Origin of the sequence: Pseudomonas sp. WSY_20 (assembly GCF_043104335.1) — a bacterium.
Lineage (GTDB): Bacteria > Pseudomonadota > Gammaproteobacteria > Pseudomonadales > Pseudomonadaceae > Aquipseudomonas > Aquipseudomonas parafulva_B.
On the sequence record NZ_JBICKP010000022.1, the window covers coordinates 39,046 to 58,190 of the forward strand.

Here is a 19,145-nt window from a genome sequence, read left to right on the forward strand (position 1 = left end):
ACGAACGGTCGCTAGCAACTTCCGTCACCCGTGCCCTTGACCTTGCCGATTACCAACTATCCTTAAGCGCAGGCCATCCGGAAAAAGGGGAGAGCCGGTACACCGGCGTGCGGGTCATCGGTAGCGCTATAGGGTGTTTGGGGGGTATATGGCAACCGGCAATGCCGCTTGCATACCAGCATCAGCTGACTGATCCGGCGTCGTCTCAACGTATCGAGCGAGGTGACGTCATGAGTATTTTTAGCCACTTCCAACAACGCTTCGAGTCCACGCGCCAAGAAGAACTCTCGCTGCAGGAGTACCTGGAACTGTGCAAGGAGGATCGTAGCGCCTACGCATCGGCATCCGAGCGCCTGTTGATGGCCATCGGTGAGCCAGAGCTGATCGACACCTCTACCAACTCTAGGCTGTCGCGCATCTTTTCCAACAAGATGATCCGGCGCTATCCGGCCTTTGCCGACTTCCATGGCATGGAAGAGTGCATCGACCAGATCGTGTCGTACTTCCGCCATGCCGCCCAAGGCCTGGAAGAGAAGAAACAGATTCTTTACCTGCTTGGCCCGGTGGGTGGCGGTAAATCCTCCCTGGCCGAAAAGCTCAAGCAACTCATGGAGCGGGTGCCCTTCTACGCCATCAAGGGGTCGCCGGTCTTCGAGTCGCCGCTGGGGTTGTTCAACGCCACCGAAGACGGGGCCATTCTCGAGGAAGAGTACGGCATCCCGCGGCGCTACCTGAACACCATCATGTCGCCGTGGGCCACCAAGCGCTTGCAGGAATTCGGCGGCGATATCAGCAAGTTCAAGGTGGTCAAGCTCTACCCCTCCATCCTCAACCAGATTGCCATCGCCAAGACCGAGCCTGGCGACGAGAACAACCAAGACATCTCTGCACTCGTGGGCAAGGTGGATATCCGCAAGCTTGAAGAATTCCCGCAGAACGACGCCGACGCCTACAGTTATTCAGGCGCGCTTTGCCGAGCCAACCAGGGCTTGATGGAATTCGTCGAGATGTTCAAGGCGCCCATCAAGGTGCTTCACCCCCTGCTGACGGCCACCCAGGAAGGCAACTACAACAGCACCGAAGGCCTGGGCGCTATTCCCTACTCCGGGATCCTGCTGGCGCACTCCAACGAGTCCGAATGGCACACCTTCCGCAACAACAAGAACAACGAAGCTTTCATTGACCGTATCTACATCGTGAAGGTGCCTTACTGCCTGCGGGTCAGCGACGAGATCCGCATCTACGACAAGCTGCTGATCAACAGCTCGCTGTCCAAGGCCCATTGCGCCCCGGACACGCTGAAAATGCTGGCCCAGTTCACCGTCCTCTCGCGCCTCAAGGAGCCTGACAACTCCAACATCTATTCGAAGATGCGGGTGTACGACGGCGAAAACCTCAAAGACACCGACCCCAAGGCCAAGTCCATCCAGGAATACCGCGACTCGGCAGGCGTCGATGAAGGTATGAACGGCCTGTCGACCCGCTTCGCCTTCAAGATCCTGTCCAAGGTGTTCAACTTCGACCCTCACGAAGTGGCGGCCAACCCGGTGCACCTGCTGTATGTGCTCGAGCAGCAGATCGAACAGGAACAATTCCCGGCCGAGGTGCGCGAACGCTACCTGCGCTACCTGAAGGAATACCTGGCCCCCCGGTACATCGAGTTCATCGGCAAAGAAATCCAGACAGCTTACTTGGAGTCCTACAGCGAGTACGGCCAGAACATCTTCGACCGTTATGTGCTGTACGCCGACTTCTGGATCCAGGATCAGGAGTACCGCGATCCGGAAACTGGCGAGATTCTCAACCGCATCGCCCTGAACGAAGAGCTGGAGAAGATCGAGAAACCGGCGGGTATCAGCAACCCCAAAGACTTCCGCAACGAGATCGTCAACTTCGTGCTGCGCGCCCGGGCCAACAACAACGGCAAGAACCCAAGCTGGCTCAGCTACGAGAAGCTGCGGGTTGTGATCGAGAAGAAAATGTTCTCCAACACCGAAGACTTGCTGCCTGTCATCAGCTTCAACGCCAAGGCCAGCAAGGAGGATCAACAGAAACACAACGACTTCGTCACGCGCATGGTGGAGCGTGGCTACACCGACAAGCAGGTACGTCTGCTGTCGGAATGGTACCTGCGGGTCAGGAAATCGCAATAAAGCGGCAAGCGACAAGCCGCAGGCTTCACGCTGGCCGGCGCCGTGCACCCCTCGGCGCCAGTGCCCGCAGCTGCGGCGGCTGCTCTTTCTTGCAGCTTGAAGCTTATGGCTTGCAGCTGCTCCCCGCAGGAGGAACCATGAGCTACGTTATCGACCGACGCCTGAATGGCAAGAACAAGAGCACGGTCAACCGCCAGCGCTTTTTGCGCCGGTACCGTGATCACATCAAAAAGGCCGTGGAAGAAGCGGTTAGTCGCCGCTCCATCACGGACATGGAGCACGGTGAGCAGATCAGCATCCCAGGCCGTGATATCGACGAGCCAGTGCTGCACCATGGCCGTGGCGGCAAGCAGACCGTCGTACACCCGGGCAACAAGGAATTCACCGCAGGTGAGCATATCCCCCGTCCGCAGGGTGGTGGCGGCGGCAGTGGCCGTGGCAAGGCCGGCAATGCCGGTGACGGCATGGACGACTTCGTTTTCCAGATCACCCAGGAGGAGTTCCTGGAGTTCATGTTCGAGGACCTGGAGTTGCCCAACCTGGTCAAGCGTCACCTGACGGGTGCAGACACGTTCAAGAACGTGCGCGCCGGTATCGCAAGCGAGGGCAACCCGTCACGTATCAATATCGTACGCACACTGCGCTCGGCCCATGCTCGGCGCATCGCATTGACCGGCAGCAGCCGCGCCCTGCTTCGCGAAGCCCAGAAGGAGCTTGCCCGCCTGCGCGTCGAGGAGCCTGACAACTTTACGGACATCCAGGAAACCGAGCAGGAGATCGAGCGGTTGAAGGCGCGTATCAATCGGCTGCCCTTCCTCGACACCTTCGACCTCAAATACAACCTGCTGGTGAAGCAACCGAACCCCAGCTCCAAGGCTGTCATGTTCTGCCTGATGGACGTTTCGGGCTCGATGACCCAGGCCACCAAGGATATCGCCAAGCGCTTCTTCATCCTGCTGTATCTGTTCCTCAAGCGTAACTACGACCGGATCGAAGTCGTGTTCATACGGCACCACACCAGCGCGCGCGAGGTGGATGAAGAAGAGTTCTTCTACAGTCGCGAAACCGGCGGCACCATCGTCTCCAGTGCCTTGAAGCTGATGCAGGAAATCATGGCCGAACGCTACCCAGCAAGTGACTGGAACATCTACGCGGCCCAGGCGTCGGATGGCGATAACTGGAACGACGACTCACCGATCTGCCGCGACATCCTCACCCGGCAGATCATGCCGCACGTTCAGTACTACACTTACGTGGAAATCACCCCACGTGAACATCAGGCGCTCTGGTACGAGTACGAACGTATCGGCGATGCCTTCCCCGATACGTTCGCGCAACAGCAATTGGTATCGGCCGGCGATATCTACCCGGTCTTCCGTGAACTCTTCCAGCGCAGGTTAGCCACATGACCGCCAGAGCACAGAGACGCCAGCCCATCTCCACCGGCTCAGAGTGGACGTTCGACCTGATCCGAACCTATGACCGGGAAATCGGCCGCCTGGCCGAACGTTACGCCTTGGACACCTACCCCAATCAGATCGAGGTAATCACCGCCGAGCAGATGATGGACGCCTACGCTTCGGTCGGCATGCCGCTGGGTTATCACCACTGGTCCTACGGCAAGCAATTCCTCAGTACCGAGAAATCCTACAGCCGCGGGCAAATGGGGCTTGCTTACGAAATCGTCATCAACTCCGACCCCTGCATCGCCTATCTCATGGAAGAGAACACCATGTGCATGCAGGCCCTAGTGATCGCTCATGCGTGCTATGGGCACAACAGTTTCTTCAAGGGCAACTATCTGTTCCGCACCTGGACCGATGCCAGCTCGATCATCGATTACCTGGTCTTTGCCAAGCAGTACATCGCCCAGTGCGAGGAGCGTCACGGGATCGATGCGGTGGAAGACCTCATCGACTCTTGCCACGCCCTGATGAATTACGGGGTGGACCGCTACAAGCGCCCCTATCCCATTTCTGCCGAAGAAGAGCGTCGCCGGCAGAAGGATCGGGAGGAACACCTCCAACGGCAGATCAACGACCTGTGGCGCACCATTCCCAAAAGTGCCGACAAGACCAGTGAACGGGACGACGTGCGCTTCCCCGCCGAACCTCAGGAAAACATCCTCTACTTCATCGAGAAGAACGCACCGCTACTCGAACCCTGGCAGCGCGAGGTGGTGCGGATCGTGCGCAAGATCGCCCAGTATTTCTATCCACAGCGCCAGACACAGGTGATGAACGAAGGCTGGGCGACCTTCTGGCACTACACGCTGATGAACGATCTGTATGACGAGGGGCTGATCACCGAAGGCTTCATGATGGAGTTCCTTCAGTCCCATACCAGCGTGGTCTTCCAGCCTGGTTTCGATAGCCCCTATTACAACGGCATCAACCCTTACGCGTTGGGCTTTGCCATGTATACCGACATTCGGCGCATGTGTGAGGCACCCACCGAGGAAGATCGCCACTGGTTTCCGGACATTGCCGGCAGCGATTGGCTTTCAACCCTCAAGTTCGCCATGAGCAGCTTCAAGGACGAAAGCTTCATCCTTCAATACTTATCGCCCAAGGTGATGCGTGATCTGAAACTGTTCAGCATCCTGGACGATGACCAGCGGGACGAACTGTACGTGCCTGCCATCCACGACGATGCAGGCTATCGCACCATCCGCGAACAATTGGCCGCCCAATATAACCTCGGCAATCGCGAGCCGAACGTTCAGATATGGAGCGTCGATCGTCGCGGAGATCGGTCGCTGACGCTTCGGCACCAGCAACACAACCGCAAGCCCTTGGGGGATTCGACCGAAGAGGTACTCAAGCACCTGCATCGGTTGTGGGGGTTCGATATTCACCTGGAAACCGTGCAAGGCGACCAGGTGATGAAAACCCATCACATGCCCCCTCGTGGCGAGCACGGCGAAGGTTCTGACTACGGGCGCCTGGACATGGCGGTCATTCACCACCTGTGATGCGCCCCCTGGCGGTCGGCAGGTTATGCTGTCGGCAATCAGGGGGAGTTACTTATGCACATTTACAAAGTGGGGGGCGCAGTACGCGACCGCCTACTCGGCCGCCCGGTCACCGATATCGACTGGCTCGTGGTAGGCGCCACGGTTGAAGACATGCTTGCCAAAGGGTTCCGCCCGGTTGGCGCAGACTTTCCGGTGTTTCTGCATCCCAAGACCGGCCAGGAATATGCGTTGGCCCGTACCGAGCGAAAGAGCGGCAGGGGCTACGGCGGGTTCACCTTTCACGCAAGCCCGGACGTCACGCTCGAGCAAGACCTGATACGCCGCGACCTGACCATTAACGCGATGGCGGAGGACGCGGACGGCACCCTCTACGACCCTTATCAGGGCAAGGCCGACCTTGATCGGCGCCTGCTTCGCCACGTTTCGCCCGCGTTTGCCGAAGATCCACTGCGTGTGCTGCGCGTCGCTCGTTTTGCAGCGCGCTATGCGCCGTTGGGCTTCAAAGTGGCCGACGACACGCTGGGCTTGATGCAGCACATCAGCGCTTCGGGTGAACTGCTGGCGTTAACGGCAGAACGCACCTGGAAGGAAATCGAGCGGGCATTGATGGAGGCGCACCCCAAGGTGTTCTTCGAAGTCCTGCGAGCATGCAATGCCCTGCACGTGCTGCTGCCGGAACTGGAGCCTCATCCCCAGACCCTGGTCGCACTGGAACAGGCAGCCCGGCATCAGCTTGCGTTGCCCGTACGCTGGGCCTGTCTGCTGCATCCTTTACCAACCGCGTCGATCAAGGCGCTCAATCAGCGCCTGAAGACCCCGCGGGAGTGCCAGGATCTGTCGATGCTGACCAGCCAGTGCCTGGAGCAGGCCAACAAGGCCTTAGAGCTGCCTGCCCAGACGCTGTTGGATCTGTTGCAAACGTTCGACGTTTACCGCAGGCCGCAGCGTTTCGAGGACTTTCTAGCAGCCTGTCGAGCGATCGCGCAGGGCAACGGACAGACAGACTACCGGCAGGCAGACTACCTGCAAGGGGCTATGGCCGCTGCCCGGGCCGTGGATGTAAAGCCGCTGGTTCAGGCTGGTTTCACCGGCCAGGCGCTGGGTGAGGCCTTGAAAAATGAGCGCTTGCAGACGCTCGATGCCTACAAGGGCAGCTAGCTACAATGTCGCGCAGCTCGCGCTCGACCTGCGCGACAACCCCAGCAGCAGCTGATGGCCGGCATGCTGGGCATTGTGTACGACGGTATGAGCCTCAGGCAGGCGTCAGTTGCAACCCGCGCCACTCGAAGGCGACGGGCGCCAGGACCTGATCGATCTGCGACTCTTGCCACACCTGCGCCATGGTTTTGCCTACACCCGGGTGCACCAGATCAGGCGCCAGTAGCGACAACGGCCACAGCACGAAGGCATTTTTCAGAATTTCAGCCCGGGGCAGCACCAGCCCGTCGAAAGTGCCATGCAGGTCGTCATACATCAGCACGTCGATATCCAGCGGCAGGCCGAGTCGATCAGGGGCATACCGGCCATTGTCGGCCTCGATGAATTTCAGCCGCCGGTCCAGTTCGATCAACGGTAGCGTCGTCTGTCCGGTCACCACAAAATTGATGAACGGCCCGCTCTTGATGCCCACCGCCTGGCTTTCGAACGCGGGCGAGCAACGCATGTCGGTCAGAATGGCCGCCAGCGCATCGAGACCGGCACACAGGTGGGTATGCCGATCGACGTTGCTGCCAAGGCCCAGGTATACCGTGCTCAGAGACATCCGCGCTCGATCTCCACGCCAACACCACCGCGCGCTGCCGGCACTGCGCCCGGCTTGGTGAGCTTCAAGCGCACCCAGGGGATGCCGAACTCGTCCATCAACACGGCAACCAAGCGCTCGGCGAAGGTTTCGACCAACTCGAAGCGTGCCTGCTCGGCAAACCCCTGGATGCGCGTCGAAACGCTCGCGTAATCGAGCGCCAGGGCGAGGTCGTCGCCTGCGGCCGCAGGCCTGTTATCCCAGGCGAAGCTCAGGTCAAGACGCAGGCACTGGCGAATATCCCGCTCCCAGTCATAGGCACCGATCACGGTATCGACTTCCAGGCCTTCGATGAACACTCTGTCCAAGCACTTCTCTCCACAGCACGACAAGGGCGACTGGCGCCGTTAGAATCAGGGCGTCCTCGCCCGGAATAGTTAGCATGTTTTGGTTACTGGCGCTGCTCGCCTACCTGCTCGGCTCGCTGTCCTTCGCCATTGTCCTGAGCCGCCTTGCGGGCAGCCCGGACCCGCGTTGCAGTGGTTCGGGCAATGCCGGCGCTACCAACATGCTGCGCCTGGCAGGGCGCAAGATGGCGATCCTGACCCTGCTTGGCGACCTGTGCAAGGGGCTGTTGCCGGTAATGCTCGCCCGCCTTGCCGGGCTGGACCTGCACGCGCAGGCCTGGATCGGTATCTGTGCAGTGCTGGGCCACCTGTTCCCCGTGTACTTTCGCTTTCGCGGTGGCAAGGGCGTGGCGACCGCGGCTGGCATGCTGGTCGGCCTGTACTTGCCTGCCGCGTTGCTGGCCATCGTTGCCTGGGTGCTGACCCTGTACCTCACCCGTACCAGCTCCCTGGCTGCGCTGATCGCTACACCGCTGACCCTGCCATTGCTGGCCTGGCGCCAGCCCGAGGCCCTGCTGCCGATGACGGTACTGACCGTCCTGATCGTATGGCGCCATCGCAGTAACCTGCGTGACCTGTTTGCAGGCCGCGAGCGGCACTTCTGACCCTACAGGGGAGGCAACTGCTCCATCGGCCAGCGCGCCTGCACGCTGATCGCCAGGTCTTGCTGCTGCCCCGCCAGCAGCCGCTGGCAGCCGGCATAGGCGATCATGGCCCCATTGTCGGTGCAGAACTGCGGACGGGCGTAATAGACATTGCCCTTGAGGTTGCCGAGCATGTCTTCCAGCGAAGCGCGCAGGGCCTTGTTGGCGCTGACCCCCCCGGCAATGACCAACCGCTTGAGGCCCGTCTGCTTGAGTGCCCGCTTGCACTTGATGGTCAAAGTCTCCACCACCGCCTGCTGGAACGCCAGGGACACGTCGCAACGGGTTTGTTCGTTGTCGTCACCAGCCTCCCGGCACTGCTGCCAGGTATTGAGGGCGAAGGTTTTCAGGCCACTGAAGCTCATTGCCAGGCCTGGCCGATCGGTCATCGGCCGAGGAAACACGAACCGCCCCGGTGTGCCGCGCTCGGCAAGCCGGGCAATTTCCGGCCCACCAGGGTAGTTCAAGCCGATGAGCTTGGCGGTCTTGTCGAACGCCTCGCCGGCCGCATCGTCCAGGCTCTCGCCCAGCAATTCGTACTGACCAATGCCATCGACGCGCACCAGCTGGGTATGACCGCCGGAAACCAACAAGGCGACGAACGGAAACGCCGGCGGGTTTTCTTCCAGCATGGGCGCCAGCAAGTGACCTTCCATGTGGTGTACACCGATGGCCGGGATGTCCCAGGCAAAGGCCAGGGCCTGGGCGCAGGAGGCACCGACCAGGAGTGCGCCGACCAGCCCGGGGCCTGCGGTGTAGGCGATGGCGTCGATTTCGGTAGCCACGCAACCCGCTTCGTCCAGCACTTGGCGAATCAGCGGCAGCATGCGCTTGACGTGGTCGCGCGACGCGAGTTCGGGCACCACGCCGCCAAACACGCGGTGCAGATCGATCTGACTGAACAGCGCATCGGCCAGCAGGCCCCGTTCACTGTCGTATAATGCGACGCCGGTTTCGTCGCAGGATGTTTCCAATCCCAGTACTAGCATGGGCTCGTCCCTTGTGGGGGCTGAATTCGAAGGCGCGCATGATAGTCCCCGTGCAAGGTGCCGACCAGCGGTTTTCGATCAGAGGCTTTGCATTCCGGCTTGCTAAGGGTTAACATCCGCAACCCTTGAAAACCGACGTTCTCCAGCACACCTTTGTTTTGCCAGGAGCGCGTCTACCCCGGTAATGAATTAAGGTAGCCCTGGATGCCAGCCGTCAAAGTTAAAGAGAACGAACCCTTCGACGTAGCTCTGCGTCGTTTCAAGCGCTCCTGCGAAAAAGCCGGTGTACTGGCTGAAGTTCGTAGCCGCGAGTTTTACGAGAAGCCGACCGCAGAGCGTAAGCGTAAGGCAGCTGCCGCTGTCAAACGTCACGCCAAGAAAGTTCAGCGCGAACAGCGCCGCGCCGTTCGTCTGTACTAATACAGACGTTCATCGCAAAGCTTCTGCCCTGCCCGGTTAACCACCGGGCGATGGCAGTGGTCGCTTCAAACTTGAGCAGCTTGCTCAAGGCTCCATGCACATGTTCAAGCACCGTGCATGCGGGCAACCTGCCTGAAACGTCAGAACTGGTCATTGTGTTGTAGGCCAGGCGTGCACGTCCGACTGACGGGCCTCATGGGCCGGCGACGGGCACTTATTCCCCGCATAGCTTCAAGCATCACCCGCTGCATTCGGCGCGTGAGCGATTAGACTTGCCAGTTGCCAGATTGACGAGACTGCCATGGCCGGGCTGATTCCCCAGAGTTTCATCGACGACCTCATCAACCGCCTCGACATCGTCGACGTGGTCAGCTCCCGTGTCCAACTGAAAAAAACCGGCAAGAATTATTCTGCCTGTTGCCCGTTCCACAAGGAAAAGACCCCCTCCTTCACCGTGAGCCCCGACAAGCAGTTCTATTACTGCTTTGGTTGCGGCGCCGGCGGCAACGCCCTTGGCTTCGTCATGGACCACGACAACCTGGATTTCCCCCAGGCCGTCGAGGAACTGGCACGAGCGGCAGGCATGGAGGTCCCGCGCGAGCAAGGCCGGCGCGACCAGAAACCGCGCCAGCCGACCGACTCACCGTTGTACCCGCTGCTGGACGCCGCCTCGGAGTTCTACCGCCAAGCCCTGCGCAGTCACCCGACCCGCAAGGCAGCGGTGGAGTACCTGAAAGGCCGCGGTTTATCCGGCGAAGTGGCGCGCGACTTCGGCCTGGGTTTCGCGCCGCCTGGCTGGGACAACCTGCTCAAGCACCTGGGTGCCGACACGCTACAGCAGAAGGTCATGATCGATGCCGGCCTGCTGATCGAGAATGCCGAAACCGGCAAACGCTACGACCGCTTCCGCGATCGGGTGATGTTTCCGATTCGCGACAGCCGTGGCCGCATTATCGCCTTCGGCGGCAGGGTGCTAGGTGACGACAAGCCCAAGTACCTGAACTCTCCCGAAACGCCTGTGTTCCACAAGGGCCAGGAGCTGTACGGGCTGTACGAGGCCCGCAAGCACAACCGCAACCTCGACGAAATCATCGTGGTCGAGGGCTACATGGACGTGATTGCCCTGGCCCAGCAAGGCTTGCGCAACGCCGTGGCCACCCTGGGCACCGCCACCAGCGAAGAGCACCTCAAGCGCCTGTTTCGCATGGTACCGAGCGTACTGTTCTGCTTCGACGGCGACCAGGCCGGGCGCAAGGCGGCCTGGCGAGCGCTGGAGTCCGCCCTGTCGAACCTGCAGGACGGCCGTCGCGCGCGTTTTCTGTTCCTGCCTGAAGGCGAAGACCCAGACAGCCTGGTCCGCGCCGAAGGCACCGACGCCTTCATGGCCCGCATCAACCAGCACGCGCAACCACTGGCCGATTACTTCTTCGAGCAGCTGAGCACCGAGGCAGACCCTCGCTCGCTCGAAGGCAAGGCGCACATGGCCACCCTGGCTGCACCGTTGATCGAAAAAATCCCGGGCGCCAACCTGCGTCAACTGATGCGCAACCGCTTGCGGGAAATCACCGGGCTCGATCCGCAGCAGGTTGAGCAACTGGCGCAACAGGCCCCCGCGGCGCCCAGCGCAGATTACGACCCAGGCTATGACTACGATGCCATGGTCAGCTACACGCCTGATTACGCGGACATGCCGCAGCCCGATTATGCTGGCGCTCATCAGGAACAGGCCTGGACGCCCAAAAAGGCCGGCGGCAAGAAAGCCTGGAGCGACAAACCCTGGGACAAGCATCGCAGGGGCGGCAAGCCGTGGCAGCGTGACGAGCCTGCGCCCCGCGTGCCGGCACCGGTCGAACCGCCTACGCTGGCGGCGCTGCGCACGCTGTTGCATCACCCGCTCCTGGCCGGCAAGGTGGAAGACGCCAGCCATTTTGCCGACGAAGAACAGCTCTACAGCCAACTGCTGGTGGCATTGATCGAAGCTGCACAGAAAAATCCTGGGCTAAGCTCAATGCAGTTGATCGCACGCTGGCATGGCACCGAACAAGGTCGCCTGCTGCGGGCGTTGGCGGAGAAGGAATGGCTGATCGTGGCCGACAACCTTGAACAACAGTTTTTCGACACCATTACTAGCTTGTCCGCTCGCCAACGTGAGCGAAGTCTGGAACAACTGCTCAGGAAATCCCGTCAAAGCGAATTGACCAGCGAGGAAAAAACCCAGCTTCTCGCCTTGTTGAGCCGGAATGTTCCCGCACAAAACCCGACCTCATCTGGCGCGTGAGGTCCATGCTCGGGTATAATCCTCGGCTTGTTTTTTGCCCGCCAAGACCTTCAGTGGATAGGGTGTTATGTCCGGAAAAGCGCAACAGCAGTCTCGTATCAAAGAGTTGATCACCCGCGGTCGTGAGCAGGGCTACCTGACTTACGCGGAGGTCAACGACCACCTGCCTGAGGATATTTCAGATCCTGAACAGGTGGAAGACATCATCCGCATGATCAACGACATGGGGATCAACGTATTCGAGAGTGCTCCGGATGCGGATGCCCTTCTGTTGGCGGAAGCCGACACCGACGAAGCCGCGGCCGAAGAAGCCGCTGCTGCGTTGGCGGCAGTTGAGACCGATATCGGCCGCACGACCGACCCGGTACGCATGTACATGCGTGAAATGGGTACTGTCGAGCTGCTGACCCGTGAAGGCGAGATCGAAATCGCCAAGCGGATCGAAGAAGGCATTCGTGAAGTCATGGGCGCCATCGCCCACTTCCCGGGCACTGTGGATTACATTCTCGGCGAGTACGACCGCGTCACCACCGAAGGTGGCCGTCTGTCGGACGTCCTCAGTGGTTACATCGATCCCGATGACAACATCGCGGCACCGACAGATGAAGTGCCGATTCCAGGCGCCAAGACTGCCGCTGCGAAGGAAGAGTCCGAGGACGAGGAAGAAGAGTCTGACAGTGACGACGAGGAAGAGACCGAAAGCGGTCCGGACCCTGTCGTTGCAGCTCAACGCTTCGGCGCGGTCTCGGATCAGCTTCAGGCCACCAACAAGGTCCTGAAGAAGAACGGTCGTGAGCACAAGGAAAGCGTTGCTGCCCTGCAGGCGCTGGCCGATCTGTTCATGCCGATCAAGCTGGTCCCCAAGCAGTTCGAAGTGCTGGTCGAGCGTGTTCGCAGCGCATTGAGCCGCCTGCGTCAGCAAGAACGCGCCATCATGCAGCTGTGCGTGCGTGATGCCCGTATGCCGCGTGCCGACTTCCTGCGCATGTTCCCGAGCAACGAAACCGACCAGACCTGGAGCGGTGACCTTGCCAAGCGCAACACCAAATGGGCTGCGGCGCTGGGTGAAAAAGACGCAGCCATCGTTGCCTGCCAGCAGAAACTGATCGACCTTGAGACCGAAACCGGCCTGACCGTTTCCGAGATCAAGGAAATCAACCGTCGCATGTCGATTGGCGAAGCCAAGGCTCGCCGCGCCAAGAAAGAAATGGTCGAGGCCAACCTGCGTCTGGTGATCTCCATCGCCAAGAAGTACACCAACCGTGGCTTGCAGTTCCTGGACCTGATCCAGGAAGGCAACATCGGCTTGATGAAGGCTGTGGACAAGTTCGAATACCGTCGCGGTTACAAGTTCTCGACCTATGCCACCTGGTGGATTCGTCAGGCGATCACCCGCTCCATCGCCGACCAGGCACGCACCATTCGTATTCCGGTGCACATGATCGAAACGATCAACAAGCTCAACCGCATTTCCCGGCAGATGCTGCAGGAAATGGGTCGTGAGCCGACTCCGGAAGAGTTGGGCGAGCGCATGGAGATGCCTGAGGACAAGATCCGCAAGGTACTGAAGATCGCCAAAGAGCCGATCTCCATGGAAACCCCGATCGGTGACGATGAAGATTCGCACTTGGGTGACTTCATCGAGGACTCGACCATGCAGTCCCCGATCGATGTGGCCACGGTCGAAAGCCTCAAGGAAGCGACCCGCGATGTGTTGTCGGGCCTCACTGCACGTGAAGCCAAGGTGCTGCGCATGCGTTTCGGCATCGACATGAACACCGATCACACCCTTGAAGAAGTGGGCAAGCAGTTCGACGTGACCCGCGAGCGGATCCGTCAGATCGAGGCGAAGGCGTTGCGAAAGCTGCGGCACCCGACTCGAAGCGAGCACTTGCGCTCCTTCCTCGACGAGTGATGACCAACCCCGGCCCAGGCCGGGGTTTTTTCTGGGCTTCGTATACCGCTGGCCATCCGTCTCCAAGGCCCTGTTAAGCCTGAAAAAATCTCCCTGACACCCATCCCAGAGCTAATTGGCCGTCTACACTCGACTCAGTCCATTTGAATGCGAGAGGCCGCTATGCCCCTGATGCCGGCCATCCTGCTGGTGGCCCTGAGCCTGTGGACCACGACGGGCGTTGCGCAAGTGCAACAGCCAGGTCCGGTCGCCGAGTACGTTGCCGTAGCGGTACCCGGCCAGACCGCGGCGCAACCCGCCCCCCCGCAAGCCTCCGCACAACACGGCACTGCGCGCATGTTCTGGTCCGATCTGGTGGTGTATGGCGTACCCACCGTATTGTTACTGGTACTGGTGCTGGCCACGGTTATGCGTATCAACCGGCGCCTGAGCTCCGAAATCTCCCGGCGCATCGCATTGGAGCAGGAGCTGCGCAGCAGCGAATACCATTACCGTGGCCTGGTCGAGAGCCTTTCAGCCATCGCCTGGGAAGCGGACGTAAACGATTTCACGTACAGCTATGTATCGCCCCATGCCGAGGACCTGCTCGGCTATCCGCTGAGCAACTGGCTAAAGCCCGGCTTCTGGCGCAACATCGTGCACCCTGACGATGCGCTATGGGCCCAGGCCTACTGCGAAAGCGAAACTGCTGCCGGGCGCGACCACAGCCTGGATTACCGGGTAATTCGTGCCGATGGCCAAGCGTTGTGGGTACGCAACATCGTCAGCATGATCAAGCATGGCCACCAGCCCGTCATGCGCGGCCTGATGATTGACATCAGCGAAACCAAGCGCACCGAAGACGCGCTGCGTCTGTCCGAGCAGAAGTTTGCCTCGGTGTTCCAGCAGTGCCCGGACATCTTGCTGATCGCTCGCCACAGCGACGGCTGCCTGCTGGAGGTCAACGAAGCGTTCGAAGAGCAGATAGGCCTGACGCCTGGTCAGGTCATCGGCCGGACGGCCACCGAGCTCAATCTATGGGCAGTCGAGGGTTCAGGGCCTCGCCTACTGGAGCGCCTGCACCTGGGCGGCATCCGCAACCTGGAAATGAGTTTCAGGCGCAGCAACGGCCAGGTGTTTACAGGGCTTACGTCCGCTGAAACCTTCGAGCTCGACGGCACACCTGCGCTGGTGGTCGCCGTACGCGACATTAGCCAGCTCAAGGAAACCCAGCAGCAACTGCAGATTTCCGAGGAAAAGTTCGCCAAGGCGTTTCATGCCTCCCCAGACGGCCTGTTGCTGTCCCGTCAGCACGATGGCTTGCTGCTGGAGGTCAACGACGGGTTTTGCCGCCTTACCGGCTACGCCCTGCACCCCACCCTGGACCAGACGTCGCTCGACCTTGGCATCTGGGTAGACCTCAACGAACGCAAGCGCCTGCTCGACCAGCTCAACCGAGAGGGCTTCGTACGCGACTTCACCTGCCATATCCGCCGTAGCGACGGGCAGATTCGCCTATGCGAATTGTCTGCGCGCCCGCTGCCAATCGCCGGCACCGACTGCATGTTGACCATCGCCCGGGACATCACCGAACGCCACCTGATGCAGGAAAAACTGCAACTGGCCGCCACGGTGTTCGAAAACACCGCCGAGGGCGTGTTGATTACCGACATCGACCAGCGCATCAGTGCGGTGAACCGTGCTTTCAGCGAAATCACCGGGTACAGCGAGATCGAAGCGCTGGGCCAAACCCCTCGCCTGCTCGCCTCGGGCCAGCATGACAGCGCCTTCTACGCTGCCTTGTGGCATCAACTGACCGATGAAGGGCACTGGCAGGGCGAGATCTACAATAAACGCAAGAACGGCGAGCTGTACCCCAGCTGGCTGACCATCAGTGCCGTGCGCAATGCCGAGCGCGAGATCACGCACTTCGTGGCGGTGTTCGCCGACATCTCCAGCATCAAGCATGCCCAAGCCGAACTGGACTACCAGGCACATCACGACCCTCTCACTGGCCTGCCCAACCGTACCCTGTTCGAAAACCGCCTCCAGGCCGTGCTGACCTGTGGACAACTGTCCAACCGCCAGGGCGCCGTGCTGTTCCTGGACCTGGACCGTTTCAAGCATATCAACGACAGCCTCGGCCATCCGGTAGGTGACCTGCTGCTCAAGGGTATCGCGCAGCGTCTCAAAGAGCAGGTGCGCGATGTGGACACCGTGGCGCGCTTGGGGGGCGACGAGTTCATCATCCTGCTGCCTGGCCTGCACAAGCCCAGTGACGCGAGCACCATCGCCAACAAGCTGCTGACCTGTTTCAACGCTCCCTTCCAGGCCGGCGAGCATGAGTTCTTCACCAGCGCAAGCATTGGCATAAGCCTCTACCCACACGACGGCAGCGATGTCGCCACGCTCATCCGCAACGCCGATGCCGCCATGTACCGCTCCAAGGCCAAGGGGCGCAACCGGGTGGAAGTCTATACCCGCGACCTGACCGCCCAGGCCAGTGAGCGTGTCGCCTTGGAGCACGAACTGCGCCGGGCCATCGAACGCAACGAGATGAGCCTGTGCTTCCAGCCCAAGCTCAGCCTGCAAACCCAGACCCTGGTCGGTGCCGAGGCCTTGATCCGCTGGAGCCACCCGACGTTTGGCGAAGTGCCACCGGAGCATTTCATTCATCTGGCAGAGGAAAACGGCACCATCCTGCAACTGGGTGAGTGGGTACTGGAACAGGCCTGCCGTCAGATGCAGGCCTGGAAACAGCGGTACGAACCCTTTGGTCCGCTGTCGATCAACCTGGCCGGCGCGCAACTGCGCCAACCCAACCTCGCACGGCGCATCGAGGTACTGCTCAGGCAACACCAACTCAAGGCCGGCGACCTGCAGCTGGAGATCACCGAGAACTTCATCATGAGCCAGGCCGAAGAAGCCCTGGCGGTGCTGCACCAGTTGAAGAAATTGGGCGTGCAACTGGCGATCGACGATTTCGGCACCGGTTATTCGTCGTTGAGCTACCTCAAGCGGCTGCCGCTGGACATCCTCAAGATCGACAAATCCTTCATCCGCGGCCTGCCCGACGACCCCCACGATGCCGCCATCGCACGCGCCATCATTGCGCTTGGCCGCAGCATGCAACTGACCATCATCGCCGAAGGCGTCGAGAACCAGGCCCAGCAGCGTTTTCTGGCTACCGAAGGCTGCGAGCAGATCCAAGGCTACATCGTCAGCCTGCCCTTGCTGCCGGAGGAATTCGCTGCGCGGTTTCTTCGTATAGCACTAACGGATCTTTCGGATGGCACAGGTGCGAAACCCTCGTTATAATCGCGCCTGCTACTGAGGGCCTATAGCTCAGTTGGTTAGAGCAGAGGACTCATAATCCTTTGGTCCACGGTTCGAGTCCGTGTGGGCCCACCATACTCAAAGCCGCGCTTAGCGCGGCTTTCGGCTTTTTGGGTCGGCAGCGCGAGCAGCAAGCCTATCGTGGCTCAGGCCAGCAACCGGTCGATCAACGCCTGCTCGTAATCATCGAGAGGCTGATCCTCGTAGAGCTTGTCGGAAGCCGCGACCAGCGCCTGGCCCTCGACCTCACGCCCAGTATCGCCATATACATGCCCAAGGTTCTCCAGCGACTGCAGGTTGCCGTGCAGGGAGAACGAGATCAGGTACCAGCGCTCGGCCGCCTCGAGCTCGCCCAAACGGTGATAGGCCACAGCCAGGTTGTGCTGGGCGTAGACGTGGTCGGATTCCAGGGCCTGCAACAACGCCTGCTTGGCCTGCTGATAATCTTCGAGCTGCAAATACAGAAGGCCAAGATTGTTGTAGCCGTCGACATTGCCCAACTCGGCCGCGCGCCGGTAGGCCTGCTCAGCCTGCGGATAACGTTCGGCATGCAGATGGACGTCGCCGAGCAGGTTCAGCGCCTCTGGATGATCGTGGCGCACGGCGTCGTTGAGGTGCTCGACGGCGGCATCGTGATCCCCATCCTGGTAGGCCATGCTGCCAAGGTAGAAGTGGCTACGGACACAATCGTACTCGGCGGCTTTCTGGAAATATTGGCGCGCGGTGTCGTGATCACCCTCCTGGAAGGCCATGCTGCCTAGGTTGTAGTGGCTACCCGGATAATCGTGCTCGGCAGCCCTCAGGAAGTGTCGGCGGGCGACGTCGTGATGACCGTCCTGGTAGGCCATGATGCCGAGGTTGTAGTGGCTGCCGGGATAGTCACGATCGGCAGCCATCTGGAAGTGTCGATGGGCATTAGCGCGATCGTCACGTGCCAGGCTCACCGCGCCCACGCCATTCATCCAGCGAGGGTCGTCGGGGCACGCTTTGGAAAGGCTCTGGAAGCACTCCTGCGCGGTGTCCAGATCCTGCTCTCGGAACGCCGCCCAGCCCTGGTCATTGAGCGCAGTCGCCTGCTCGGCACTGAGTGTTTTCTTGTTCATGAACCACATAGTGTTTCCTGCCTTGCGAGGGCGTCCCATTCTAAAGGCGTGTATGGAAGCCAACAAGACAATGGCTCTGCTGGGCAGGTTTGAACCGTACCCGCCACACCCAGGCTGCGGCGGCGTGGATCCGAAGCGGGCGCAGCAGCAGGAAGCTAAATGAGTCTATGCATGGCTTTCAATGACTTAGCTTGAGGACATCGCCATCAACTGTTAATCCCTTGGTGGACGGTTCGCGTCCGTATGGGTCCAACCTTTGCCAAGCCGTGCATTCGCGCGGCTTTTGCTATTCACGGTGATGCAATCCGCGCCAAGCCTAGTCCGATCAATAATTGATGAGCCGATTAACCAGCCTATTCGGCTCATTTGATGAGCCGAATAGGCTGGTTAATCGGCTCAAGTGAATACCACTCATTGATAAACCGGCGCGTCGCTGGAGAAAAATGGCAAGCATGACCCCAAGCAGGACATCACCGCAGCACAACACCAAGCCGTGGCGAAGGCAACGAACGGCTGGGTTCACTCGTTCACTCCTCCTTGCCCCCACCCACCCACGCTAGCTAGGCTACCTCCCCCTTCCGCTCGCCGAGCCACGCCATGCCAGACCTTCGCCCATTTGCCCTGGATGAAATCGACCGCCAGCTGATCGCCCTGTTGCAGATCAATGCCCGCGAAAGCGTAGCCATGCTCGCGCGCCAGTTGGGCATCGCTCGCACCACGGTCAACTCACGGCTCGAGCGGTTGGAGAAGAACAAGGTGATTTCCGGTTACGGCGTGCGCTTGGGGCAGCAGGTGATGGGCGGTGGGCTACAGGCGTATGTGGGCATCAAGGTGCAGCCACGCTCGGGCAAAGAGGTCGTCAAACGGCTAAGCGCGATGGCCGCTGTGCGGCAGTTGTGCGCGGTGAGCGGTGAATTCGACTACGTGGCCTGGCTGCACACGGAGTCACCGGAACTACTGGACCAGTTGCTGGACCGGATCGGCAACGTCGAGGGCGTCGAAAAAACCACCACGTCGATCATCCTCAGCAGCAAGGTGGATCGCGGTCAGGCGCTTTGAAACCTGTATTCACAAACATGAATTCGTCAAAATACTCACAAACCACGCCACTATGACCAAAGAGGAGACATTTCGACCTCATTCTGCTTCTTAATAACGAAATGCCCCCTCTCTAAAATGACCGCCAGACGTCTCCTATACTCA

At 60.3% G+C, this 19,145-nt stretch carries 13 protein-coding genes, 1 tRNA gene and 1 pseudogene; 11 read left to right on the forward strand and 4 right to left on the reverse strand.

Translation table 11 applies throughout. The features are described from left to right. Positions 1–230: 230 nt before the first annotated feature. The 4 genes from ACF8E5_RS06885 (at position 231) to ACF8E5_RS06900 (ending at position 6,288) form a co-directional block, all read left to right on the forward strand. Positions 231–2,153 carry a PrkA family serine protein kinase gene (locus ACF8E5_RS06885; protein ID WP_058639617.1) on the forward strand — a complete coding sequence of 641 codons (1,923 nt, stop codon included), beginning with the start codon at positions 231–233 and terminating at the stop codon, positions 2,151–2,153. Between the two features lie 137 nt (positions 2,154–2,290). Next, complete coding sequence (locus ACF8E5_RS06890) at positions 2,291–3,562, forward strand: YeaH/YhbH family protein (protein WP_058639609.1); 1,272 nt, start codon at positions 2,291–2,293, stop codon at positions 3,560–3,562. After that, on the forward strand, positions 3,559–5,127 hold the full coding sequence (locus tag ACF8E5_RS06895) for a SpoVR family protein (protein ID WP_058639610.1): 1,569 nt from the start codon (positions 3,559–3,561) through the stop codon (positions 5,125–5,127). Before ACF8E5_RS06890 ends, ACF8E5_RS06895 begins: the two co-directional genes overlap by 4 nt. Before the next feature lie 54 nt (positions 5,128–5,181). After that, positions 5,182–6,288 carry a multifunctional CCA addition/repair protein gene (locus ACF8E5_RS06900; RefSeq protein WP_078479219.1) on the forward strand — a complete coding sequence of 369 codons (1,107 nt, stop codon included), beginning with the start codon at positions 5,182–5,184 and terminating at the stop codon, positions 6,286–6,288. Between the two features lie 94 nt (positions 6,289–6,382). On the opposite strand, the gene folK is transcribed toward ACF8E5_RS06900, so the two are convergent. Further along, positions 6,383–6,892 (reverse strand): 2-amino-4-hydroxy-6-hydroxymethyldihydropteridine diphosphokinase, encoded by a 510-nt coding sequence (folK, locus tag ACF8E5_RS06905; RefSeq protein ID WP_058639612.1) that lies wholly within the window; start codon positions 6,890–6,892, stop codon positions 6,383–6,385. Then, the gene (gene folB / locus ACF8E5_RS06910) at positions 6,883–7,239 is read right to left on the reverse strand and encodes a dihydroneopterin aldolase (protein ID WP_027913621.1); all 357 of its coding nucleotides are present in this window, start codon (positions 7,237–7,239) and stop codon (positions 6,883–6,885) included. The genes folK and folB overlap by 10 nt, the downstream gene beginning before the upstream one ends. Positions 7,240–7,313: 74 nt before the next feature. Between folB and plsY the strand changes: the two genes are divergently transcribed. Then, on the forward strand, positions 7,314–7,883 hold the full coding sequence (plsY, locus tag ACF8E5_RS06915) for a glycerol-3-phosphate 1-O-acyltransferase PlsY (protein ID WP_058603030.1): 570 nt from the start codon (positions 7,314–7,316) through the stop codon (positions 7,881–7,883). A 2-nt stretch (positions 7,884–7,885) separates the two neighbouring features. On the opposite strand, the gene tsaD is transcribed toward plsY, so the two are convergent. After that, positions 7,886–8,911: a tRNA (adenosine(37)-N6)-threonylcarbamoyltransferase complex transferase subunit TsaD gene (tsaD, locus tag ACF8E5_RS06920; protein WP_058603029.1), complete on the reverse strand. Its 1,026-nt coding sequence runs from the start codon at positions 8,909–8,911 to the stop codon at positions 7,886–7,888. A 204-nt stretch (positions 8,912–9,115) separates the two neighbouring features. On the opposite strand from tsaD, the gene rpsU reads away from it, so the two are divergent. From rpsU to ACF8E5_RS06945, 5 genes and pseudogenes are all read left to right on the forward strand, one after another. Continuing rightward, the gene (rpsU, locus tag ACF8E5_RS06925; protein ID WP_003255575.1) at positions 9,116–9,331 is read left to right on the forward strand and encodes a 30S ribosomal protein S21; all 216 of its coding nucleotides are present in this window, start codon (positions 9,116–9,118) and stop codon (positions 9,329–9,331) included. Positions 9,332–9,632: 301 nt separating this feature from the next. Further along, entirely contained in the window at positions 9,633–11,609 is a 1,977-nt protein-coding gene (dnaG, locus tag ACF8E5_RS06930; RefSeq protein ID WP_197844393.1) for a DNA primase, read from the forward strand. A 67-nt stretch (positions 11,610–11,676) separates the two neighbouring features. Beyond that, a complete protein-coding gene (gene rpoD, locus ACF8E5_RS06935; RefSeq protein WP_197844394.1) occupies positions 11,677–13,524 on the forward strand; it encodes an RNA polymerase sigma factor RpoD in 1,848 nt (615 codons plus the stop codon). 333 nt (positions 13,525–13,857) lie between these two features. Further along, positions 13,858–16,821: pseudogene (locus ACF8E5_RS06940) on the forward strand (EAL domain-containing protein); the annotation flags it as partial. Between the two features lie 16 nt (positions 16,822–16,837). Continuing rightward, positions 16,838–16,914, forward strand: a tRNA-Ile gene (locus ACF8E5_RS06945). Between the two features lie 71 nt (positions 16,915–16,985). Here ACF8E5_RS06945 and ACF8E5_RS06950 read toward each other — a convergent pair. Continuing rightward, positions 16,986–17,942, reverse strand: coding sequence for a tetratricopeptide repeat protein (locus ACF8E5_RS06950; protein WP_326383280.1), 957 nt, complete (start codon positions 17,940–17,942; stop codon positions 16,986–16,988). Between the two features lie 597 nt (positions 17,943–18,539). On the opposite strand from ACF8E5_RS06950, the gene ACF8E5_RS06955 reads away from it, so the two are divergent. Then, positions 18,540–19,001 (forward strand): Lrp/AsnC family transcriptional regulator, encoded by a 462-nt coding sequence (locus ACF8E5_RS06955; RefSeq protein ID WP_058603024.1) that lies wholly within the window; start codon positions 18,540–18,542, stop codon positions 18,999–19,001. Positions 19,002–19,145 lie beyond the last annotated feature (144 nt).